This window comes from Mesorhizobium sp. ESP6-5 (genome assembly GCF_020164695.1).
GTDB lineage: Bacteria > Pseudomonadota > Alphaproteobacteria > Rhizobiales > Rhizobiaceae > Mesorhizobium > Mesorhizobium australicum.
Genome location: NZ_JAIUGR010000020.1, coordinates 44,763 through 67,492, shown reverse-complemented (window position 1 = coordinate 67,492; position 22,730 = coordinate 44,763). Strand labels below are relative to the sequence as shown.

Below are 22,730 nucleotides of genomic sequence, written 5' to 3'. Positions count from 1 at the left end.
AAGGGCGGCACGTGGCCGCCCTTTTTGCCGGTCGAAATCGCAATCCTCATTGCACCGTCAGTTCAACCCGCTCTCCGGCCTTCACGGTCACGGCGCCTTCCTTCTTGCTGTTGTCCGACTTCTCCGAAACCACGGCGTAATCGCCGGCCGCTATCGTGGCCTGATACTTCTCGTCATAGGCATAGCCGATCGACTTGCGATTGCCATTGATGTCCTTCTTCGTCTCGAAGATCTCGATCTTGGAGGTGCCAGGCGCCGTGATTGCCAGCACGCCGGCATTCATGGCGACCTTGAGGTCCTGGAACTCGCCGACCTTGACGCTGAAAGGCTGTTCCACGACGGCGAGATCGACCGTCGCGATCAGCACATAGTCATCGGGCGGCAGATCGAACTTGCTGTCGGGGCCATAGGCATAGGTGACCTCGTCGCGGGTGCCATCGATCTTCTTCTTGGCCTTGAGCACCTTGAAGCCGATGCCTGAACCGTCAGCCTTGTCGCCGCCGGCCACATAGTATGCGTTGGCAACGACATGGCCGACGCCGACGATGATGTCCTTGTCGATCACCCTGCCCGCGGCGAGCGGGATCGTTTCGGTGACCACGCCCTGCCCGATCGTGACGGTCACTTTCTCGTCGCCGGCCGGCAACACGACTTTCGTGTCTCCATAATAGGTCGGAGGGTTGTCGACGCCCGGATAGGCGATCACGACAGCCGCCCCGCTGGCCACATCGGCACCTTGGCTCGGACGCGGATGCAGGATGAGTGTGCCGGCATTCAAGGTGAACAGCGGCTTGTAGACCTGGCCCGCCTCGATCTCGATCTTCTGCTCCGTCTTGGCCTCACCGTCGCGCGCGACGACGATGTAGTCGCCCGGTTCCAGATTGGCTTTGTAGTCGCCGTATTCGGTGGTGACGTTGTCGCCGCGCGTGCCGTCCGATTTGGCCTTGTAGACTTCCCAGGCATTGCCGTCGGTGACAGGATCGCCGCCCTCGGCCAGCACCACGGTCGGCATGAAATTGAACTCGGGCTTCGCCGGCTCGGGCGCTGGTGCCGGAGCGGGGGCCGGTGCTGGCTCGGGCGCCGGTGCCGCGACGGTCTCGACCAGCGCCTCCTGCAGCGCCTTCTCATCGGAAGCCTGGATGTATTTGCCGCCGGTATTGTCGGCGAGGCAGGCAATCTGCTTACCTTCGTCGGCGGTCAGGCCGAAGCCGACGACGTCGGCGGTGAAATCGACGCCGGAGGCTTCGAGTTCCTTGCCCAGCGCACAAGGGTCGCCGCCGCACGTTTCGAGCCCATCGGTGATAAGAACGACAGTTGCCTTGTCCTCGGTGTATTTCAGCGCTTCGGCCGCCTGCTTGACGGCTGCCGTCAGCGGCGTCTTGCCGAGGAACTTCATGCTGTCGGCGGCTGCCGAGATGGCGCTTGCCGAGCCCGCCTGGGGCGGCACGATCAGTTGGATGTCGTCGCAGCTGCCTTTTTCGCGATGGCCATAGGCCATGAAGCCGATCTCGTCGTCGGCAGGAACCGATTGAAGCACGGTCCTCAGCGATTCGCGGGCGATTTCCAGCTTGGGCTTTCCGTCGATCTGCGCCCACATCGATCCCGACGCGTCGAGGATGATGATGACCTTGTTGGCGGCAAAGCCGAATGTCGTCGTCGACAAAAGGAGGATCGCCGCAGCGACGCTCCGCGCAAGTATCGCCATCGAAATCTCCTGAGTTAGCCACCCCGTCCGCTGGCCGAAGCTATTTGAGCGCGTGCAGGGACACAAGCCACCGCTATCAGCGATAGCTCGCATAGGGCCCGTGCGTACCCAATTCAGTATGTCGTGCGGCGCTCTTCCGAGGGCGGGCGGCCAAACTGCAGCCGATAGCTCTGGGCAAAATAGGAATGCGAGGTGAAGCCGGTCGCGATCGCCACGTCGAGGATCGGCATGTTGGTCTGGCGCAGCAATTCGCGCGCGCGCTCCAGCCGCAGCCGCATGTAGTAGCGCCCCGGCGTGACGTTGAGATGGCGCAGAAACAGCCGCTCCACCTGGCGCACCGAGAGGCCCGCCGACTTGGCGAGCTGTACCGCCGACAGCGGCTCGTCGAGATGGTCGGCCATCAATTCGACGATGCGTCGCAACTTCTCCGACTTGCCGGTGAGGTCACGCTCCGGCCCGACGCGCTGGCGGTCTCCAGCGGAGCGGATGCGCTCGTGCTGGAACTGGTTGGCGACGCCATTGGCGAGGTTGGAGCCGAAATCGCCACGCACGATCTCCAGCATCAGATCGATCGAGGTGGTGCCGCCGGCGCAGGTGTAGCGTTTGCGGTCGATCTCGAAGACGTTGCCCGTGCAGTTGATGTCGGGAAAGCGCTCGACGAAGCCGGCGCGGTTTTCCCAATGGATGGTGCAGCGATAGCCTTCGAGCTGGCCGGCCTCGGCCAGCAAGTAGGATCCGACCGACAAGGCACCAAGCGCGTTGCCGCGCCGGCCCCAGCTGCGCAAGGCGGCCAGAACCTTGCTCTTGCCCGGAAATTCTGTCGTCAAGCCGACCGAGACGAAGAGAATATCGACCGGCGGCAGGTCGGCGACGGCGTAGTCGATCTTGAGCGGCAGGCCGTTGGAAGCCATCACCGGGTCACCATCGGCCGACACAGTTGTCCAGCCGTAGAAGTCGCGACCGAGCAGGCGGTTCGCCGACCGGAACGTATCGATCGCGGCGGCCAGCGAGAACATCGAAAACTTGTCGACCAGCAGGAAAGCGAACTGCCGGCCGCCTTGAACGGGATCATTCGTGACCGGCCGTTCCGGGGAAATAGTGGGGTTCGGCAAAGCTGCGGCTTTCAGGGTCAACCCGGGCTCAGAAGGAAGGCCGCTTCAGTCCGGCCGCAAGGTAGGCCGAAGCTAACGTATTGGCCATCAACATGGCAATGGTCATCGGCCCGACGCCGCCGGGCACCGGAGTGATCGCGCCGGCCGCCCTGGCCGCTTCGGCATAGGCGACATCGCCGACGAGACGCGACTTGCCCTCGCCTTTCTCGGGCGCGGGAATGCGGTTGATGCCGACATCGATGACGGTGGCGCCAGGCTTGACCCAGTCACCCCTGATCATTTCCGGCCTGCCGACAGCGGCGACCAGGATGTCGGCCGTGCGGGCAAGCGCCGGCAGGTCCTTGGTGCGGCTATGCGCGATGGTGACGGTGCAGTTGGCGGCAAGCAGCAGATTGGCCATCGGCTTGCCGACGATGTTGGAGCGGCCGACGACAACGGCGTTGAGGCCGGACAGATCCTTGCCGCGCACGCGCTCGATCAAAAGCATCGAGCCGGCGGGCGTGCAGGGAACGAAGGCCGTGTCGAGTTCACCGGTGCCGAGCTTGCCGACATTGATAAAATGGAACCCGTCGACGTCCTTGTGCGGCGCGATCGCCTGGATGATCTTGCCGGCATCGACATGGGCTGGCAGCGGAAGCTGGACCAGGATGCCGTTGATTTCAGGATCGGCGTTGAGTTCGGCGATGAGCTTGAGCAGCGCCTCTTGGGACGTTTCCGCCGGCAGCGTGTGCTGAAGCGAATGAAAGCCGCATTCCTTGGCGGTACGGGATTTGGAGGCGACATAGACCTGGCTCGCCGGATCCTCGCCGACGATGACCACGGCCAGGCCTGGCTTGGCCTGGCCCTTGGCGACCAGCTCGGCGGTCAGCGCCTTGACCGTCCGCACCACGTCTTCGGCAACGCTTTTTCCGTCAATCACTTCGGCCATGCCACCCTCAACATCGTTCCGCCCAACGCCGCTTCGAGAACATAATGCCGCGGCGCAGGCAATCTGCAGCGCGGCATTGTCACGAAAATACAAGCTCGCAATCCCGTCAAAGCGCCTTCCCATGCCGTTTACGCGAAACCGGCACGGTTTTGTTCGGCCTCCGCAGCCTATCTGATGGTTCAGAAGTAGCGGCGGCGGGTGCGGTTTTCCGTGAGTTCGCGGACCGCTTCGCGGAATTCACGCAGGCTGGCGCGAATCTCTTCGACCGATGCTTGTTCGCCACCCTCCTCGACCGGGGTCGGCCTCGCGGGCGGGGCGGCCGGTGGCTGCGCCGGAGGAGCGGGCGGCGGCGGATACGGCATCTGCGTCGCATAACGTCCCGCTGAGCTTTGCGTGGAGGGATGGCCCGCTTGCGACCAGGGCTGCGCCTGGGGGTAGCCCAACGGCTGTGCATAGGGAGAGGACGGAAACGGGGGAGCCGGGTACGTTGCCTGTTGCGGCATCAGGGGCGAGCGCGAAGGCAAGGTCATCCGCTGCCCATACCCCGCATCGGGGCCCGGCTGGAAGGGTGACTGCGAATAATCCAGGCCGGCCGCCTGCCGAGGCCCGAAACCGGACTCCGGATGGCCAGGAAATAGCGGAGCGTTGACAGGCCGTCCGTTGTCGGCGAAGGCGGGCAGGCCGAACCCGCTGGAGATGTCGTCGTCGGCTTCGGCGGACGGCTTGCGGGACATGGCCTTGCGCATTCTCGACATAAGTGCGCCGATCCTCCCGGAGCTTTCGGCGGGAGCGGCCTCGGTCCGCGTGACCGGCGGCGGTGGTGCGGGCGGCGGCGGCACAGGCGCTGCCGCCATCGGTGGCTCTGGCGGAGGCTCCGCCCGGAATGCCTGCTCCTCGCGAGGCGCTCTCTGGTCAGCCAACTTGCGTTCGTCCACCTTGCGCTCGCGGCGTGAGCGCGCGCTTGCCGTCTCGCGCAGGCTGTCATAGGTGCCACGCAGAGCGCCGAGGCCAACCCCGGCGGCAAGGCCAAGCAGCAGGCCGGCCAGCGCCACCAAGGCCCGTGAGGGTCCATTTGGCTCGAGTGGAGCCTGGGCGGGAGTGATCACATTGATGTTGGTCGTGTTGATGCCCGTCTGTTCACCAGTCTCCTTGGCGCGCAGGAGATATTGTTCGTAGACGGAACGCTTGGCTGTGGCCTCGCGCTCCAGCTCCCGCAGGGCAACCAGGTCGCTGTTGACGTCGCCGCTTTGGACCTTTGCCTGGGCCAGCCGGGAAGCGAGGTCTTGTTCGAGCTGAACCGCGCGCTTCAAGTCGACCTGCAGCGAAGAGGCGATGCGGCGCAGTTCGGCCGCGATGCGCTCGCGCGCGCCGGCGATCTGGGCGTCGAGGGCCTGGAGTTCTGGATGCCGCGGTCCCAGCCGGACCGCGGCACGATCGGCCTCCTGCTTCAGCGTTGCATATTGCGAGCGCAGATCGCTCATGGTGTTGGAGTTGATCTCTTCAGGCAACGTGCCGGTCAGAACGGAATTGACGTCCAGCGAACGCGCCGACGCCGCCCGGGCGTTGAGTTCCAGCGTGCGGGCGCGGGCGACCGAGAGCTGCTCGTTGAGCTTCAGCATTTGATCGTCGCTGATCAGATGGCCTTGCGCGTCGACCAGGCCATGCGTGGCCCTGAAATCCTCGACCTTGCGTTCGGCCGCCTCGACCCCCTTGCGCAGATCATCGAGCTTGGACGTCAATTCGTTCGTCGCGCGTCCGGCCATGTCGGACTGGTATTTGGCGGCTTCCTGCTGGAAGACGGTCCTCGTCGTGTTGGCAATGAGCGCCGACTTGTCGCCGTTCTGGGTTACGGCGCTGACGGAAATGACAAACGTCTTGCCGCTGCGTTCGACCGACAGGCTCTTGGCCAGATTGCCGACAGCCAGAGCCTGGCGGCGAACCTCATCGACGCCGCCCGGCCCATCGTTGCGTGACACGATCGAGCGGATGAGCGACATGACGCCGAGGCCGCCGGAGCCCTGGCCATTGAATTCCGGATCGTTGACGAGGTTGAGATTCTTGACGACCTGATCGAGAACGGTGCCCGAGGTGAGCATCTTGATCCGGGTTTCGACGACGGCCAGCGCGGCATCGGGCTGGCCTACCGGTTGGGTGAGATCGCGGTCGGAAAGCTTCAGGTCGCCCGGCTCGATGATCAGTTCGGTCGTGGCTTCGTATTTCTTCGGCATCGACAAGGCGATGGCAACGCCAAGTCCAGCGCCCAGTATCGTGGTCGCAACGATCAGCAGCTTCGACCTGGCAACGCCGCGAACGACCAGCATCGGATCGATCAGCGGCTTCCATTGCTGACTGTCGGCCCCGCCCTTGGAGGACGGGTCGGCTCCGCCCGTAGCGCGGGACCCGATTGCATCATGGGCGCCACCCGTGCCCGAAGGTTCCTCCGGGGCGGGCCTTGCTTGCGGCATGTCGGGTGGCAAATCGCCAGTGCGGGTTTCCCGCCGCGAACGCCAGGCGCCGGTAGGTTCAAACGGCTGCTCCTCGTCCAGGCGAGACCGTTCGGCGTTCTCAGCTGCCGATCGAGGCGGGCTCGCCCTCGTCTCGCGACGGGAACGAGCCAGGCGATGGCGCGTGGCGGCATCCTCGCGCCATGAAGGGTCCGCGCGGTCTCCTATCGACACCAGCGAAGCATCGTCCTCGCCACGCACGGCTTCGCCAAGCGCCAGCAAGGAGCGCTCGCGCTTCCAGTCTTCACGGTTTTCCCTGTCGACCATGTCGTGGAGCTTTACTCTTGGCCGCTTGGCAGCGGCGGTCGGCCATTCGTTAAGCCACGCTAAACAGGCATAGGAAACAAAAGGTTAATTTTCGAAAGAGGACGGCAAGAATTCACGTCATGATTGTAAGAATTTTCAACACAACTAAACGCTTCAGAACGGCGCGTTAAACTTTCCAGCCTATGCATTTTCCTCGACGTATGACTGAGGCCAGCGACATACCGCAAAGGCGGACCTTCGCGCGGATCGGCACCTTGATGGCCGAACGGCGGGGGCTGGTGCGCGACTATTTTTCGGCGATCAGCGGCGCCGGCGGGCGATTGGTGTTTTCACTCGCCTATTTCATCGCGCTCGCCAATACGCTGTCGATCGCAGAGTTCGGCATGTTCGCCACCGCCTCGGCGGCCGGCGTCACGCTGTCGAGGCTTCTCGCCTTCGGTTTCATTTCGGCACTCTACCGCACCGCCACCATCCGCCCCAATCTGATCGGCACGTTCACGGCGGGTTTCCTGCTGCTCGGCGCCGTCTCGCTGCCGCTTTTGGCCGTGGCCTCGTTCGGCGTCTACCTGATCTTCTTTGCCGGCACCGTGCCGCTGTCGGTATTCACGGCCATCGTTTTTGCCGAGGCACTGCTGTGGCGGCCGGTGGAAGTGGCGCTGATTGTCAACAACGGGCTGGGCAAATTCGGCCGTGCAGCCGTGCTGGCGATCCTGGCCACCGCACTGCGGGCGCTTGGCGCGGTGTTGTTCATGGTCTCGCCACAGCATGGCATTTGGATGTGGTCGTGGTTCTACATAGGGGCCAACGCCGCCTCGCTGCTTTTGGCTTTCGGCTGGTTCTATCCACGCCAGCGGCTGCGGCTGCGCATCGAACTCTATCTGCGGCGGCTCGCCGATTCCATCTATGTGGCCGGCGCCGAGGTGTTGTTCTACCTGCAATCGGAATTCGACAAGCTGCTGGTGCTGGCGATCGGCGGCCCGCATTTGGCCGGCATCTATGCCATCATCATGCGGCTCGTCGACCTGACGGCGATCCCCATCCGTACCTTCTCCATGATGCTCGTGCAGCGCATGATGCGCGCGCCGGAGCTGCTGTCGCGCCTTGCGATAAAGAGCGGCATCGAGGGCGGCGTGTTCCTCGTTTCAACGCTGGCGCTGGCAGCGCTTGGCATCGTGCTGCATTTCTTTCCCAACGCGCTCGGCAGGAATGTTTCCGAGGCCTCACCCCTGGTGGCGCTGGCGATCTGCGTGCCTGGACTGCGCAATCTGGTCGAATACCAGGCCGAGCTTCTTTTCGCGCGCGGCCAGACGCTGGTGCGAGCGCTCAATCTCGGCCTGCTCGCCGCCCTCAAGGCGCTGCTGCTAATCTATGTGCTGACCACCATTTCCGAAACATCTGATCTGGTGCTGTCGCTCAACATCGTCTTCCTGCTGCTCTACCTCGCGTCCATGCTGCTGACCTATTCGGCGCTGCGCAGACCGGCCAAGGCAATCTAGGACAATCAGCGATCAAGCCCGATCAGGCGTCGGATCCGGCCTATATCGGTGCCGATAAAGGACTGCATGCCGATTGCCACCTGCTCTGGCGCCATGCTGGCAACGAAGCGGCGGAACTCGTCGTCCGACAGCGCCTCGCCCGTCCAGTGGACGCGGCAGAATTCTTCCGAACCGTGGAAGTGGCCGGCTCCGTCCAGCAGATCGTCGACATAGCGTCCGTAGATCATGCATTCGGAGAATTTGCGCGCCGAGCCGATGACCTCGACCCAGTCGCGGCCATGGACCTTTTCGATCCGGCCGCACATGGCAAGCACCGTGTCGCGGCGCCAGGCGATCAGCGTCGAGATATAATCATGGACCGATCTCCGGGACGAATCGATGCCAAGTGCCGTTCCGGCATTGCACGACCACAAGCGATGCTCGTCATGGCCGTCATCGGCGAGCACGCCATCCCGACGGAACAAACGCGCCTTGCCATCGCGCCAGAAGGCACCGCAATCAAACGCCTTCAGGAAAGCGACGTCGGAATCGCAGAAGATCAGCACATCTTCCCCTGCGTGCGCCGATATGGCGATACGGCGCAGCTGCTGCACGTGCCAGCCACGCAGCGGCTGGGTTTTCAGGCTGAGCCAGACGCGGCGGCGAAACAGGCTGAGCGGATCGTCGAAGGCGCGCAGCCAGCGCGGCAGGAGATCCCGCTCATCGACGACCGAACGGCGGCTGGTCTGCAACTGGCGGAAAAGCGCAAGGTCGCGATGTTCGACCAGAATGTAGTGGTGCGCGGCACCCGAGACATGCCGGTCAAGCGTTTCGCACAGCAGTCGGCAGCGTTCGAAATCCGGGGCGTAGCTTGCCGTCACAACCGCTGCTGTCGGCGCCTTCGGCAACAGGCCTGGGCCGGCCAGCGGGTCTGGGACGAACCGCTTGTTCAACGAAACTCTCCGGGAGCATCTGTGACGGCCTCGGCGCCGCGCGCCCATTTCTGCTTGACGACCCGCCACAGGAACAGGGGGTTGCCGACCACGTAGCGGCGCCAGAGCCGGCCGGGCTCGACGGCCAGCCGGAACAGCCATTCCAGCCGCAGGCGGCGCATCCACAGCGGCGCGCGCGGCACCGAGCCGCTCAGGAAATCGAGCAGCGCGCCGACCGCGATCGGCAGCGTGCAATGGCGTTCGTCGATGTGACGTTCAATCCACAATTCCTGGCGCGGCACGCCCATCGCGACCAGCAGCATATCAGGCCGTAGCTTTGCGATCCGGTCGATGATCTCCGGCTCCTGCGCGGGGGAGAAATAACCGTCGTGAATGACCACGAAGTTGTGCTGCACGGCAAGTGCCGCCAGCTTCATCGACGCCGCCTCGGCGTTGACACGGGTCGCACCGAGCAGTCCCACCGTCAGCGGCCTCTTGGAAGCCTGCAGGAAGGCCGGCACGAAATCGGTGCCGTTGAGATTGTCGGGAAACGGCGCGCCGTAGAGAAGCTTCGCGGCGAGATCGACGCCGATGCCGTCCGGCAGGATGAGGAAATCGTCGAGCGCCTCGGCGAACACCGGGTCGGTGTGGGCGATATTGGCATTGTGGGCGTTGAGGAAACTGACCTTGGTGAAGCGCCGCTCGGCGATCAATCGGTTCAGCAAGGCAATCGCATCGTCCCAGCGGATCGCCAGCACCGGGATGCCGAGGATTGCCTTCAGGCTGTCAAAGCCGAACGCGGCGCGGGCGGCGTGCATGTTCATGCAAACACCTCCTCCCGCACGGCGCCGATTTTTTCGAGACCGACACGAACCGCGGCGTCGAGCGCCTTGACCTGCCGGCGATGGAAGGTGCTGCCATCGACATCGTGAATGTCGGCCGCGGCTGCCTCCAGGGCCCGGGCGAAGCCGGCCGGATCGTCGGTGACGACGCAATTGTCGGGGCGATGACCGATACCGCGCAGCGACCGGCTGGTGGCCACCGAGGGCAGGCCAAGTTCGAAGGTTTCGATGGTCTTCAGCTGCACGCCGTTGCCCGCGGTGCTGATCAGCGGGATGACGGCCGCGCCGCGCACGAAAGCCCTGGCATCCGCGACACGGCCGACAAACTCGACGCCCGGATGCGCGGAGGTGACGCCGGAAGGCATGTGACCCGCTATGCGGATGCGGAAACCAGGCCGCAGATGCGGCACCACCTTGCCCAGGAACCAGTCGAGGCCGATGCGGTTCGGCTGCCAGGTCCAGGTGCCGATCAGGGCCGCGTCACAGTCGATCGCGCGCCGGCCGTTCCGAACTGGCGCCGTGGCGCCGGTCACCAGCGGCAGCACCGCCGAACGATCATCCGAGGCGACGCCAAGTGCCCCGCGATCCTCCTCGGCCAACGTGAAGACAAAACGCGCGCGGCGGCAGAGGCGCTCTTCGACCAGTTTGAGCAGCCTTGCCTCGCGCCGAAACAGCAGGCGCTGGAAAATGCCGGCGGCGGCAACGGCGTTCTCCCGCGCCGAGAGATGCTCGACATTGTGGGCGACGAAAATCGAAGGCCGGTCTTCGAAGACCCGTTCGAAAGCACCGGCGAACTGCACGGAATTCAGCACATAGCCATCGAACGGACCGGCTCGTTCGAGGGCGGCCTGAACATCGTGGCTGGACACCGCACGCAACTTGACCGACGCGAAGGTCAGGCCTGAAAACATCGCCTTGCCGACCCAGACAAGCTTTTGCAGCGGCGAAGCACTTTCGGTGCGCACGTCGACCGCCCCCAGCACCACGGTATTTTCGGGATCGGCCGCGGCTTTCCCGGGCCAGGTGAAGCCGATGACCGTGACGCGCGCGCCGGCGCGCCGCAGGGCGGCGATAATCGCGGCGTTGGCTATCTCGTAGCCCGAGGCGAGAGCACCGTCGGGCACGATCGATGTGGCGAACAGCAGATGCATCTTACCTATCCTGTGGTGTAGCCGGTAGCAAAGCGCGGTGAACCCTTGATTAAACGAGCACGCTCAACGCCCCAAAACCCATGTCTGGCGGGCCTCTCCGTGCAAGGTGATTAACGAAACCTTATCATCGTGGTGCTACCAGAACGCGACTCACGACGCGGCTGGACACGGATGATCCCTTTGCCATTGGACGGTTCGGTATCGATCGCGGGACGATCTCGCCTGCTCGACGTGGAGGCCGTCGAAGCGATCGTCACCTTGCCGACGTTCAAGCGGCCGCAGCAGGTGCTGGAGACACTGGCGTCGCTGCGCGCGCAGCAAACCGACAGGCGCTTTGCCGTCATCGTCATCGAGAACGAGGCCGAGGCGCGGGAGGGCGCCAAGGCGGTGCTGCCGCTGTTCGAGCGCGGCGAGATACCTGGCATGGTCATCATCGCGCATGAGCGCGGCAATTGCAGCGCCTACAATGCCGGCTGGCAGACGGCGATCCTGCAGTTCCCGTACTTCAAGCACCTGCTGGTCATCGACGATGACGAGACCGCCGATCCGCAATGGCTGGAGCGGATGTGCCACGCCGCCGAAACGCTCGCCGCCGATATCGTCGGCGGCCCGCAGGTGCCCGTTTTTGCCGATCCTGCCCATGCCAAATGGGCCGAGCATCCCGTCTTCGCACCCCCCTACCGGGAGACGGGACGGGTGCCCGCGCTCTATTCGTCCGGCAATCTTCTGGTCGGGCGCAACGTGCTGACCGCGATGGGGCCGCCCTTCCTCGATCTCAGATTCAATTTCATGGGCGGCGGCGATTCCGACTTTCTCAGCCGGTCGGCGCAACGCGGCTTCGTGCTGGGCTGGTGCGCCGAAGCCAAGGTGCGGGAGACCGTTCCGGCCAGGCGGGTCGAGACCGACTGGATCCGCGCCCGCAGCCTACGCAACGGTGTCATCTCGACACTGGTGGAAAAGAAGAGGCGCGCCGGGATGCCGTTCGCCGGCGCCAAGGTATTCGCCAGGAGCCTGGCGCTGCTTGCCGCCTCGCCGCTTCGCGGCATCATGCGGCTGGCGCGCACGGGATCCCCGGCGGCCGCCATCTACCCCGTCCATGTGGCGCTGGGCCGCGTGCTGGCCGAATTCGGATATGCCAATGAGCAATACCGCCAGCCTGAGAAGAACTGAGCGCGCGCCGCTCAGCGCCGCGTTCACGCGCGGTGGCGTGGCGACCGCGATCGCCGCGCTGCTGTTCACCGTCATCATGGTGTCCTTCCGCCCGTTCCAGCCGGCCGGCGCCGAACTCACCGGCGAAGGGGGCGACATCGTCAATCAACTCGGCTTCGGCTCGCTCGGCGGGATTTCGATCTTCGCGCTGATGGCCTTCGCCGATCCGCGCGTCGTGCGCTCGCTGCTCAGCCCGTCCTGGATACTGATGCTGGGCTTCTTCTTCCTGTCGGTGGTGCTGGCGACCGATCCGCCCTCGGCAATGCGCGCGGCGTCCTTCACCATGATCGGCATCCTGACGATGGCGACGATTCTGGCGCTACCCCGCGACGCGGAGTCCTTCTCCAGGGTCATCATCTTCACCGCGGTCGTGGTCATGGGCCTGTCCTATCTCGGCCTGATCGTCTTTCCGCACGAGGCGATGCACACGGCTGACTCGCAGGAGCCCGAACATGCCGGCTTGTGGCGCGGGGTGTTCACCCACAAGAACATCGCCGGCCCGATCATGGCCTGCTTCAGCTTCGCCGGGCTCTATCTCTACCGGCGCGGCCAGCGCTGGTGGGGCGCGGGTCTCTTCTGCGCGGCGATGATCTTCATGCTGCACACCGGCTCCAAGACCACCGCCGGGCTGGTGCCGTTCTCGATCCTGATCGTGATGTTTCCGAGTCTGATGGGCATGCGGCTCGGTACGCCGATCCTGTTCATGCTGGCGATCATCGCCACGGCGGTCGGCACGCTGGGCATCGTCTTCCTGCCGCCGGTGAAGCATCTGGCGGCCATCTACTTCCCCGACCTCACCTATACCGGCCGGACGACACTGTGGGAGTTCGCCGGCTCGATGCTGGCGAAGAAGCCGTGGACCGGCTACGGTTATGAGAGCTTCTGGGGCACGCCGCTGCTGCTCAACCAGGACCAACCCTTCGATCGCCCGTGGGACATCAGGACCATCGTGCACGGCCATGACGGCTATCTCGACATCGCGGTGCTGATGGGCATCCCTGCCCTTTGCGTGGCGGTCTACACCTTCCTCATCGCACCATTGCGCGACTATATGCGCATTCCGCCGCGCAAGGAGAACATCTATCTCGGCGATTTCTTCATGATGGTGGTGCTGTTCACCGCACTCAACGCCTTTCTCGAGAGCTTCTTCTTCCATCGCGGTGATCCGGTCTGGCTGTTCTTCGTGCTCGGCGTGCTGGGCCTCAGGCAAGTGTCGTTGCGGCCGATCGCGGTGCGCACGCCTGTTCAGCGGTCCTGAGAGGGCTTCCCCACCGACCCGCGAGCGTCTATGTCATGGCCTTTCCTCGGAGGGCTCTCGATGACGATCAGGCTTGTTCTCGCCGGTTGCGGCAATATGGGTTACGCCATGCTCTCGGGCTGGCTGAAGTCCGGCAAGCTTGCACCCTCGGCGGTTTTCGTGGTCGAGCCCAATGCCGAGCTGCGCGATCGCGCAGTGGCGCTTGGCTGCGGCTCGGCAGCGGATGCCGGGGCCATTCCGGCGGATGCCGTGCCCGATCTGGTCGTCATCGCGGTGAAACCTCAGGTGATCCGCGACGTCACCGCCGCGTACAAGCGCTTCGGCGATGGACGCACCACTTTCGTCAGCATTGCCGCCGGCACGCCGTCCGCCACCTTCGAGGGCATCCTCGGCAACCGCGCCCCCGTTGTGCGGTGCATGCCCAACACGCCGGCGGCCATCGGCAAGGGCATGATGGTGGTGTTTTCCAATCCCCTGGTTTCCGCCGACGCCAAGCGCTTCGTCGCCGACCTTCTGTCGGCCAGCGGCGAAGTGGCCACTGTCGACGACGAGGGCCTTATGGATGCGGTGACCGCCGTGTCCGGATCGGGTCCGGCCTATATCTTCCATTTTATCGAAGCGCTGACGGTGGCCGCAGAGAAGGCCGGCCTGCCGGCGGCGACCGCCAGGCTGCTCGCCATGCAGACCGTCTACGGCGCGGCCTCGCTCGCCGCCGAAAGCCGCGAGGACCCGGCCGTGCTGCGCAAGCAGGTGACCAGCCCCAACGGCACGACGGCGGCGGCGCTTGGCGTGCTGATGGGCGATGACCGGTTGACCAATCTCCTTACGCAAGCGGTGGAAGCGGCGCGGCTGCGGTCGATCGAACTAGGGAAATAGAGCAGACTCCCTAGGCCAGATCGGTATGCGAGAAGTCGTTGCCTTTGTAGAGCAGAGCAGAGCCGCGGCCCTTTGCGCAAGCGTAGGACAGGCAATCGGCCAAGTTGAGTTGGGCGGGATGCCCGCGTCCTTTTCCATAGTCTGAAAAAGCTTGGACCGCGAGCTTGGCGTCGCCGGCGTCGATGGGAACGATTTCGATTTCGGCCTCGCGCAGAAAAGCCTCTATCGCCACTTCAGCGACGAGCGGCTCGACGGCCAGCATAGTTGAAAGCCGCATAGCCGCTTCGAGCACCACCAGCGCGGAAGTAATCCTGCGAGGTGCTACCGCGATGCGGTTGCTCCACTCGCCAGCATCTCCTTCTCCCGAAAGAATTGCGACGACCACCGAGGTGTCGACAAACATCAGGAGTGGCCCCACATCTCATCGATCTCATCCTTGTGTACGGGCCGGCCGCCCTGGCCAGCTCTGGCTTTGAGTTCATCGGCGATGGCAGCCAGCCGCTGCGCCAACGGAGCGCGTCCACTTTCCCGTTTCAGTTCGGACTCAAGAGCTTCGATCACCGCCTCGGTCATCGAAATCTTGCGTTTGGCGGCGAGCCGCTGTGCCAGTTCACGTGCACGCGGGTCCCTGATCTGGAGGTTCATTGGTCGATCCTCGGCGTCATCTGCCATTACAATATAGCGCATCTGTCATGACGGCGCCACAACGGGTTTGTTTCCGTACAGCATCTCGTCCTGCAGGCGGCGCAGCGCGAACAGACTGGTCGTCCGGTCTGGCGCTGCATTGTCGGTGGTCAGCAGTGCACCTTTCCTGACCGGCTTCAGCACCTTGCCGCCCTCAAGCAGGCCGACCGGCACGGCGCGCTCGGAATGCGCGTCGCCGACGGTCATGGTCCAGGAGCGATAGCAGGTCTCGCCGATCGCATCGAAGGTCTCGCCGGCGGCGAGATCGCGCTTGGCGACGGCGCAGACCTCGGCAACCGGCCGCGGCAGCGGCACCATGTCGGGCTTGCCGAACAGCACGATGCGAGCGGCCGTCAGCGGCACTTCCAGTGAGGTCAGATGGTAGGGCCGGAACAGGCTGTAATAGGGACCGCGGCCGATATGCAGGTCGTCCATGCGTTCAATGATGCGCGGATGCGTCGCCTCGACGATGACGAAGACACCGGGCGCCACACCCTTGCCGATAGTGTAGTCGACGACGCCTTTTTTCAGCAGGAGGCCACCATCCTCGCGCGGGATCAGCACCTTGACGAGGTCATCGCGGTCGGCCTTGGGACCATGCATGCCGGGCACGTCAGGCACCAGCCCGGTGGCGTTGGCGATGGCGCACATCTCGACCATGGTCTTGGAGCCGTCGACGAACTCGACCAGCATGCGCGGGTTCATGTTGCGGCGGGTCGCTTCCTCGCGATAGTCGTCAGGCACGGCATCGTGGTTGAGCGGGTTGTTCTTGCCCTTGCCAGCCGAGACGATGGTAAGGCCGAGTGCGGACGCGAACTCGATCAGTTCCATGCAGCTCGACGGCTCGTCGCCGGCGCCGACCGAATAAACCACGCCAAGCCGGTCGGCCTGCTGCTTGAGGTAACAGCCGATGGTGACGTCGGCCTCGACATTCATCATCACCAGGTGCTTGCCGTGCTCCATCGCCATCAGGTCGAAATCGGCGGCGACGCCCGGCTTGCCGGTGGCGTCGATGACGACATCGATCAGTGGGTTGGTGACCAGCATCTCGTTCGAGGTGATGGCTATTTTTCCAACCTCGATCGCCGCGGTGACTTTCGACGCGGTGTCGGCTTCGACCGCCATCGCCTCGTCACCGTAGGCGATGCGGATGGCGTCACGCGCGGTGTGCGGGCGCCGGGTCGAGACGGCGCAAACCGCAACGCCGGGCATCAGCATGCCTTGCGTGACGAGGTCAGTGCCCATTTCGCCGGAGCCGATGATGCCGATGCGCACCGGGCGGCCCTCGGCGGCACGTCTGGCGAGATCGCGGGCAAGCCCGGTCAAGGCGACATTGGTCATGCGGGATGTCCACAGCTTCTTGGTCTGGACGCGAATTAGCAGGGACCATTCCCCTGTGCCAACAAAACCGCTCGCGACCGGCGATTTCCAACGAAAATGACCCGTGACAAGCGTCGTCGCCTTGGCCGATTGGCCCAAAGGCTTGCCAATTGACATTGTCGCGAACAGTCTCAATAAAACATTCGTTTGCCAACAAAGGCAAATGTTCATCGAGACAACCGCTCGGAGGGGCACTCGTCTCGCGGCATCTGGGGAGTGCCTTTGCGCTGAGGTGGCGGCAGAGGCTGAGAGAAAGGAGCACCGCGAAGCTTTAGGCTCGGGGCTCCAGGGGAGGAAGAATGGATACTCTACTCGCTGGCCTCAAGGGGGCCATCGACACGCTCGGCGCGACAATCCTGCTGCCGATCGTCATTTTCATCATTGCCGTGGTTTTGGGCGCCAAGGTCAGCAAGGCCTTTCGCGCCGCCGTCACCATCGGGGTCGCCTTCATCGGTATCAACCTTGTGCTTGGCCTGATGTTCACGTCGATCGGCGACGTCGCCAAGGCCATCGTCACCAACACCGGCATTCATCGCGACATCATCGACGTCGGCTGGCCCTCGGCGGCCGCCATCGCCTTTGGCTCCTCGGTCGGGCTTTGGGTCATCCCGGTCGGCATCCTGGTCAACATCGTGCTGTTGCTGACGCGCATGACGCGCACGCTCAATGTCGACGTCTGGAATTTCTGGCATTTCGCCTTCGTCGGCTCGCTCGTCGTCGCCGCCACCGACAATCTGGCCTACGGCATTGCCATCGCGGCCCTGGTTGCGGCGCTGTCGCTGCTGTTCGCCGATTGGTCGGCGCGCGCGGTGCAGCAATTCTACGGCGTTCCCGGCATTTCGGTGCCGCATCTCGCCTCGGCGCAAATCCTGCCGATCGCCATCATCCTGAACTGGATCATGGACCGCATTCCCGGCATCAACCGCATCAACATCAACACCGAAACCATCGAGCGCCGCTTCGGCGTGTTCGGCGAACCGGTCGTGCTCGGCCTGATCATCGGCCTCGTGCTCGGCGCCATCGCCTTCTACAATGCCGGCGATCCCGGCACGGTGCTGGCCAAGGTGCTGGGCACCGGAATGACACTTGCCGCGGTTATGCTGCTGCTGCCGCGCATGGTGAAGATCCTGATGGAGGGCCTGATCCCGGTTTCCGACGCGGCGCAGGAGTTCGTGCGCAAGCGCACCGGCGATCGCGAGCTTCTCGTCGGCCTCGATTCGGCGATCCTGATCGGCCATCCCGCCGCGATCTCGTCGTCGCTGATCCTGGTGCCGATCGCGATCATCCTGTCGGTGATCCTGCCGGGCAACCGCGTCATCCTGTTCGCCGATTTGGCGGTCATCCCGTTCATCGTCGCCATGACCGCGCCGCTGGTCAAAGGCAATGTGTTCCGCATGGTGGTGATCGGCACGGTGACCTTGGCGATCGGCTTCTATGTCGCCAACGCCCTGGCGCCGCTGTTCACCAGTGCGGCCGTCGCGTCGGGCTTCAAACTGCCGGCGGATGCTTTGCAGATCACCTCGGTGGTCGACGGCTTCCTGTGGGTGCCCTATGTGATCATCGAGGCCATCCAGGGACTTGGGCTCATCGGCATCATCGTGATCGCCGTGGTCATCGCGGCGCTGTTCGTGCTCTATCGCCGCAATCCGCTCGGCTGGGAACGGGCGGCGGGCGCCGAGGACGAGCCGGCCGAAGGCACGGCCTGAACGCAAGCGTGCCTTCATCTGAAACGATCGTGCGCCTTCGCCGGGCGCACGATTTATCGACGGAGCAAGACATGTCCGACGCCCTCATGCAGCTTCTGGATCCCGAAGCGATCGTACTCGGGTCGGACGCGTCGACCAATGAGGAGATCATCCGCGTCCTGGCGGGACGGCTCGAGGCCCTTGGCTATGTCAAGAGCTCCTATGCCGACGCGGTCGTGCGCCGCGAAATGACCGTCCCGACAGGATTGCCGCTGGAACGCGCCGACAATGTCGCGGTGCCCCACACCGATCCCGAGCATGTGCTGAAGCCCGGCATCGCAATGGGCACGCTGAGAAAGCCGGTGATCTTCGCCAACATGGAAGACCCCGACGAGAAGCTGCCGGTGGGTTTCGTCTTCCTGCTTGCGATCAATGACAAGGACAAGCAGATTGAAGCGCTGCAGTCCGTCATGGCAACGATCCAGAATCCAGATGCATTGGACGGCTTGAGGTCGGCCAGGACGCTTGACGACGTGCGCACCGTGCTCGGCTGATATCAAGGGAAAGCAAAGATGGCCCGACAGAAGACAATTCTCTTTGCCTGCGGCACCGGCATCGCCACCTCGACTGCGGTCAACGTCGCGGTCACCGAGGCGATGAAGATGCGCGGCCTTACCTTCAACGCGCAGCAAGCCAAGGCAACCGAAGTGCCGGGGCTCGCCGACAGCGTCGACTTCATCGTCGCCACCACGCCGATCTCGGCTTCGGTGACCAAGCCGGTCATCAAGGGCCTCGCCTTCCTCACCGGCATCGGCAAGGACAAGGTGCTCGACGAGATCGAGGCGCAACTGCGCAAGTAGGTCGCGGACAATGCTGCCTTCGGTGGGCCCGGCTCAGACCACCCTGACGTAACTCGTCATGCCCGATTTCTGGTGCTCGATGATGTGGCAATGCAGCAGCCAGTCGCCGGGATTGTCGGCGACGAAGCCAAGGCTCACCTTCTCATTGGGCTGGATGAGATAGGTGTCTGAAATCAACGGCAGCACCGGCCGCGTCGAGGATGACAAAACCTTGAAGCTCATGCCGTGCAAATGCATCGGATGCGATTGCGGCGTCAGGTTCTCCATGTCGATGACATAGCTCCTGCCAAGCTTCAGCTCGGCGAGCGGCGCGGTTGGATCGGGCGTATCGCCCGGCCACGGCACCTTGTTGATCGCCCAGAAACTGTAGCCGAGAGAACCGCAGATGCTGTCGCTCGGGACGTTCTCCGCCGTGGCGCTGAGCGACAGGGAGATATGCTGGGCGGAGCCGAGATCCACTTCCGCCACCGGATTCACTTCCAGCGGCGCAACGTCGCGAACGTCCCGCTTGAGCGAGTTGCCCGTCGCGCGCAGCGTCGCTAGAACCTTGGGCTTGGTGCCCCTGACGTCCCGCAGGCTGACGATCGCGCCCTCATCGTCAGGCATGCGGATGGCGAGTTCCATGCGCTGTCCCGGTCCAAGCAGCAAGGCATCGGGCGCAAAGCGCTCCGGCACCGGATTGCCGTCCAGCGCCATCACCATCGCTTCGGCGCCGTCGACGCGAAAGGCCTGGATGCGGGTGACATCGGTAATGGCGATGCGCAGCCGCACCAGCCCGCCGGCGGGCGCGTCATATTGCGGCTGATCGAGCCAGTTGGCGGTACGCACCGTGCCGTAAGTGCCGGTTCTCGCGGCATCGCGCGGCCGGAACTGGTCGATGAACTGGCCGTCGTCGCCAAGGCGCCAGTCGCGCAGGTTGAGGACAAACTCGGCGTCGAATTTCGGATCGTTCGGGTTTTCAACCACGATCACGCCGGTCAGGCCGTGCCCCATCTGCTCCAGCGTGTTGCAGTGCGGGTGATACCAGAAGGTGCCGGCATCGGGCGGCGTGAAGGCATAGTCGAAATGATCGCCGGTGTAGACGTAAGGCTGCACCAGGAAGGGCACGCCATCCATCTTGTTCGGCAGGCGAATACCGTGCCAGTGGATGGTCGTCGGATCGTCGATGGCATTGTCGAGGCGCGCGGCAAAGGGTTCGCCTTTTTTCATCCTGAGCACCGGCGGCATTCCCGCTTTGCCGTAAGTCAGCACATTGTTGGTCTGGCCGACATCCATCAGCTTCGCCTGGATTTTCGCCGTCCGCAGCACCACTGGCTCAGGCGCGGACGCCGCCCAGCCGCCAATCCTGCCCATGGCGGCAAGCCCGAGCCCGCTCGCACCGGCAACGGCGGCAGTTTTCAGCAGTCCGCGGCGTGTAAATACGGTCATGTCGCACTCCAACGGAAAAGCTGACTGCTCTCCGCAACTTTGCCGTCATAGCCGGACACGCATGCCTTGCCAACGGCCCAGTCGCGGCCGCCCTCCTCCTGTCAGTGCAATGAGGCCAGCAGGGCTGGACACATTCCGGTCGATGGCGGCTGGTCGGTCCTTGCGGCGGGTCTATGCCTGATCCACGCTTTCCAGGAAGCGGGCGAAGATCGGGTTGAAGCGGCCGGGAGAATCCCAGAACGGCGCATGGCCCGATTTGTCGAGCAGATGCGCCTTGCCTTCCCACAGGTTGGAGAACTTGACCGCTGAGACAAAATCGGTGTTCACGAAAGGCTCGTCGATGCCATTGAGAACGGCTATCGGAGGCGTCTTGCCGGCGACGATCTCGCGCTGGTTGCGGCCTGTGCCGGCCGCGAATTTCTCGAACATCAGGCGCCGCGCCCGCCCGTCGGTGCGCGCCACCGTGTCGAGGAGGAACGGTTCGAACGGTTCCCCGCAAGTGCTGCGCGCATAGGCCTCGACATCAGCGGCGGTGAAGGCCTCTTGTCCGGCAAGATGCATATGCGGACTCGACTTGAAGCCGTTGCCGACCTCCTCGGGCGCTACAGGCGGAGTGCCCGATATCATCAGGCCAAGCAGGCCAGGATAACGGTCGATCATCTCCAGCCCGATATGACCGCCGAGCGACCAGCCGAAGACGATGCCCTTGTCGATACCGAGCAGGCCGAGCACTTCGGTCATCGCATCGGCATAGCCTTCCATACTGTAGGAGCGGTCCGGATCGATCGCATTGCCGGAAGCGCCGTGGCCCGGCAGATCGGGGGCGATCATGTGGTAGCGCTCGCCCAGCGGGCTCTCGAGCTGGTTGCGGAAAACGGCACCGGAAGACGAATTGCCGTGGATCAGCAGGACGGCGGTGCCTTTGCCGCCGGTCTCGCGAACGGCGATCCTGCCGTGACTGGTTTCAAGGGTCTTCTGCGCGATCGTCATCTTTGGCTCCGTCTGGAATCGCCCTGTTTCGAAGCAGTTGCACAACAAAGCGCCGCCGCCTCCCCTAGCCCTGCCATAACATTTTCCCGGTCTCGTGCCGTTGAAAAATCCTTTTCAAATAACAACAATTGTGCGTAGATTGTCAATTATCCAACTCCCGATGAACGGGAGGAAAACAGGGAACGGCACGATGAAATCCAAATTCGCAGGCAACAGACTCCGCCATATGCTGATGACCACGGCCCTGATCGCGGCGTTTGCCACGGCAAGCGCCCCCGCTTTCGCCGATGTCGTCAAGATCGGCCTGCTGGCGCCGATCACGGGCCCTGCCGCGGCGGACGGCCAGGAATTCCAGCGCGGCGTGCAGATGGCAATCGATGAGGCGAATGCTGCCGGCGGCGTTGCCGGCAACACATTCGAACTGGTGGTCGGCGACGTCAAGGATCAGTCCGCCGGCAACGTCACCAGCGCGGTCGAGCGCCTGCTTGGCGATCCCGGCGTGCAATTCATGCTCACCGGCTACGCCAGCCTGACGAATTTCGAGATCGACAACATGGCCGAGGCCGAGATGCCCTACATGCTGGCGGCCACCTCGCAGCAGACCAGGGACATCATCGCGCCGAGTCCAGACAAGTACATGTGCTGTTGGTCGCTAACGCCGTCCTTCGACGCCTACAACACCGACGTCACCTTGTTCGTCGAGAAACTCGCGGCCGACGGCAAGATCACATTGCCGACCAAGAAAGTCGCCATCATCTCCTCCGACAACGCCTATTCGAAGACCATCTCGGAGGGCATGAAGAAGACTTTCAAGGAGAAGGGCTGGACTATCAGCGTCGATGAGATCGTGCCCTTCGGCGAAGTCACCGACTGGCGTTCGATCCTGGCCAAGGTGCGCGAGAATGTTCCCGATGTCGTCATCAACACCGATTATCTGCCGGGCAATTCGGCGTCTTTCCTGAACCAGTTCCTCGAACAGCCGACCAAGAGCCTTGTCTTCCTGCAATATGCGCCGAGTGTTCCGGAATTCGTCGAACTCACCGGCAAGAAGTCGAATGGCGTCATCTACAATCTCCTCGGCGGGGCGCTGACGACGCCGAAGAACCCGCGCGCCGACGAGGTGGCGGCCAAGTTCAAGGCCAAATATGGCGTCGAGAGCGGCACCTATGGCGTCGGCCTCTATGAAATGACCAACGTCTATTTCGACGCGGTCAAGAAAGTCGGCGGCGCATCCGACCACGCCGCGATCATGAAGGCGCTGTCGGAGACCGACAAGCAGGTCGCCGAAGGCCGGCTGAAATTCGATCCCGCCACGCATCTCGCCACGCAGGGCGACGACTATATCCCGATCACCTTCTTTCAGATCTGGGACGCCCAGCGCACGCTGATCTCGCCGGAAAAATACGCCACCGGTGCCTTCAAGCCGCAGCCCTGGATGCAGTGA

General features: G+C 63.7%; 20 protein-coding genes. 8 read left to right on the top strand and 12 right to left on the bottom strand.

Going from position 1 to position 22,730, the window contains the following annotated elements; genetic code table 11:
• Positions 1 to 46: 46 nt before the first annotated feature.
• From LB524_RS27025 to LB524_RS27010, 4 genes are all read right to left on the bottom strand, one after another.
• Entirely contained in the window at positions 47 to 1,705 is a 1,659-nt protein-coding gene (locus LB524_RS27025) for a vWA domain-containing protein (protein ID WP_224531373.1), read from the bottom strand.
• A 113-nt stretch (positions 1,706 to 1,818) separates the two neighbouring features.
• The gene (locus LB524_RS27020; RefSeq protein ID WP_032922464.1) at positions 1,819 to 2,817 is read right to left on the bottom strand and encodes a GlxA family transcriptional regulator; all 999 of its coding nucleotides are present in this window, start codon (positions 2,815 to 2,817) and stop codon (positions 1,819 to 1,821) included.
• A 28-nt stretch (positions 2,818 to 2,845) separates the two neighbouring features.
• Entirely contained in the window at positions 2,846 to 3,745 is a 900-nt protein-coding gene (folD, locus tag LB524_RS27015) for a bifunctional methylenetetrahydrofolate dehydrogenase/methenyltetrahydrofolate cyclohydrolase FolD (protein ID WP_140660787.1), read from the bottom strand.
• Between the two features lie 179 nt (positions 3,746 to 3,924).
• Positions 3,925 to 6,516 carry a GumC family protein gene (locus LB524_RS27010; RefSeq protein WP_224531372.1) on the bottom strand — a complete coding sequence of 864 codons (2,592 nt, stop codon included), beginning with the start codon at positions 6,514 to 6,516 and terminating at the stop codon, positions 3,925 to 3,927.
• Between the two features lie 200 nt (positions 6,517 to 6,716).
• Here LB524_RS27010 and LB524_RS27005 point away from each other — a divergent pair, with 200 nt between their 5' ends.
• Positions 6,717 to 8,012, top strand: coding sequence for a lipopolysaccharide biosynthesis protein (locus tag LB524_RS27005; RefSeq protein WP_224531370.1), 1,296 nt, complete (start codon positions 6,717 to 6,719; stop codon positions 8,010 to 8,012).
• A 5-nt stretch (positions 8,013 to 8,017) separates the two neighbouring features.
• Here LB524_RS27005 and LB524_RS27000 read toward each other — a convergent pair whose 3' ends face one another.
• The 3 genes from LB524_RS27000 to LB524_RS26990 are packed head-to-tail and all read right to left on the bottom strand — an operon-like array spanning position 8,018 to position 10,916.
• Complete coding sequence (locus LB524_RS27000; protein ID WP_224531368.1) at positions 8,018 to 8,944, bottom strand: DUF6492 family protein; 927 nt, start codon at positions 8,942 to 8,944, stop codon at positions 8,018 to 8,020.
• Positions 8,941 to 9,747: a WecB/TagA/CpsF family glycosyltransferase gene (locus LB524_RS26995; protein ID WP_224531366.1), complete on the bottom strand. Its 807-nt coding sequence runs from the start codon at positions 9,745 to 9,747 to the stop codon at positions 8,941 to 8,943. Before LB524_RS26995 ends, LB524_RS27000 begins: the two co-directional genes overlap by 4 nt.
• Positions 9,744 to 10,916 carry a glycosyltransferase family 4 protein gene (locus tag LB524_RS26990; RefSeq protein ID WP_224531365.1) on the bottom strand — a complete coding sequence of 391 codons (1,173 nt, stop codon included), beginning with the start codon at positions 10,914 to 10,916 and terminating at the stop codon, positions 9,744 to 9,746. The genes LB524_RS26995 and LB524_RS26990 overlap by 4 nt, the downstream gene beginning before the upstream one ends.
• A gap of 171 nt (positions 10,917 to 11,087) precedes the next feature.
• Here LB524_RS26990 and LB524_RS26985 point away from each other — a divergent pair, with 171 nt between their 5' ends.
• Genes LB524_RS26985 through proC form a run of 3 tightly spaced genes read left to right on the top strand, consistent with a single transcriptional unit; the run spans position 11,088 to position 14,259 of the window.
• Complete coding sequence (locus LB524_RS26985; RefSeq protein ID WP_224531362.1) at positions 11,088 to 12,086, top strand: glycosyltransferase family 2 protein; 999 nt, start codon at positions 11,088 to 11,090, stop codon at positions 12,084 to 12,086.
• On the top strand, positions 12,055 to 13,383 hold the full coding sequence (locus LB524_RS26980) for an O-antigen ligase family protein (protein WP_224531359.1): 1,329 nt from the start codon (positions 12,055 to 12,057) through the stop codon (positions 13,381 to 13,383). Before LB524_RS26985 ends, LB524_RS26980 begins: the two co-directional genes overlap by 32 nt.
• Positions 13,384 to 13,443: 60 nt before the next feature.
• Positions 13,444 to 14,259 (top strand): pyrroline-5-carboxylate reductase, encoded by an 816-nt coding sequence (gene proC / locus LB524_RS26975; protein WP_140876774.1) that lies wholly within the window; start codon positions 13,444 to 13,446, stop codon positions 14,257 to 14,259.
• 10 nt (positions 14,260 to 14,269) lie between these two features.
• Here the strand turns inward: proC and LB524_RS26970 are convergent, their stop codons facing one another.
• Genes LB524_RS26970 through LB524_RS26960 form a run of 3 tightly spaced genes read right to left on the bottom strand, consistent with a single transcriptional unit; the run spans position 14,270 to position 16,284 of the window.
• On the bottom strand, positions 14,270 to 14,662 hold the full coding sequence (locus tag LB524_RS26970) for a type II toxin-antitoxin system VapC family toxin (RefSeq protein ID WP_015316286.1): 393 nt from the start codon (positions 14,660 to 14,662) through the stop codon (positions 14,270 to 14,272).
• On the bottom strand, positions 14,662 to 14,904 hold the full coding sequence (locus LB524_RS26965) for a type II toxin-antitoxin system VapB family antitoxin (protein WP_015316285.1): 243 nt from the start codon (positions 14,902 to 14,904) through the stop codon (positions 14,662 to 14,664). Before LB524_RS26965 ends, LB524_RS26970 begins: the two co-directional genes overlap by 1 nt.
• 45 nt (positions 14,905 to 14,949) lie before the next feature.
• On the bottom strand, positions 14,950 to 16,284 hold the full coding sequence (locus LB524_RS26960; protein ID WP_224531356.1) for an NAD(P)H-dependent oxidoreductase: 1,335 nt from the start codon (positions 16,282 to 16,284) through the stop codon (positions 14,950 to 14,952).
• A gap of 338 nt (positions 16,285 to 16,622) precedes the next feature.
• On the opposite strand from LB524_RS26960, the gene LB524_RS26955 reads away from it, so the two are divergent.
• The 3 genes from LB524_RS26955 to LB524_RS26945 all read left to right on the top strand — a co-directional run bounded on the left by LB524_RS26955 (position 16,623) and on the right by LB524_RS26945 (position 18,868).
• Entirely contained in the window at positions 16,623 to 18,029 is a 1,407-nt protein-coding gene (locus LB524_RS26955; protein ID WP_015316283.1) for a PTS galactitol transporter subunit IIC, read from the top strand.
• Between the two features lie 71 nt (positions 18,030 to 18,100).
• Entirely contained in the window at positions 18,101 to 18,562 is a 462-nt protein-coding gene (locus tag LB524_RS26950) for a PTS sugar transporter subunit IIA (RefSeq protein WP_140660777.1), read from the top strand.
• Between the two features lie 18 nt (positions 18,563 to 18,580).
• A complete protein-coding gene (locus tag LB524_RS26945; protein WP_015316281.1) occupies positions 18,581 to 18,868 on the top strand; it encodes a PTS sugar transporter subunit IIB in 288 nt (95 codons plus the stop codon).
• 33 nt (positions 18,869 to 18,901) lie between these two features.
• Here the strand turns inward: LB524_RS26945 and LB524_RS26940 are convergent, their stop codons facing one another.
• Together LB524_RS26940 and LB524_RS26935 are read right to left on the bottom strand one after the other, a co-directional pair.
• Complete coding sequence (locus tag LB524_RS26940; RefSeq protein WP_224531353.1) at positions 18,902 to 20,296, bottom strand: multicopper oxidase family protein; 1,395 nt, start codon at positions 20,294 to 20,296, stop codon at positions 18,902 to 18,904.
• A gap of 171 nt (positions 20,297 to 20,467) precedes the next feature.
• Positions 20,468 to 21,286: an alpha/beta fold hydrolase gene (locus tag LB524_RS26935; RefSeq protein WP_041163341.1), complete on the bottom strand. Its 819-nt coding sequence runs from the start codon at positions 21,284 to 21,286 to the stop codon at positions 20,468 to 20,470.
• A 190-nt stretch (positions 21,287 to 21,476) separates the two neighbouring features.
• Here LB524_RS26935 and LB524_RS26930 point away from each other — a divergent pair, with 190 nt between their 5' ends.
• Positions 21,477 to 22,730 (top strand): ABC transporter substrate-binding protein, encoded by a 1,254-nt coding sequence (locus LB524_RS26930; protein ID WP_224531350.1) that lies wholly within the window; start codon positions 21,477 to 21,479, stop codon positions 22,728 to 22,730.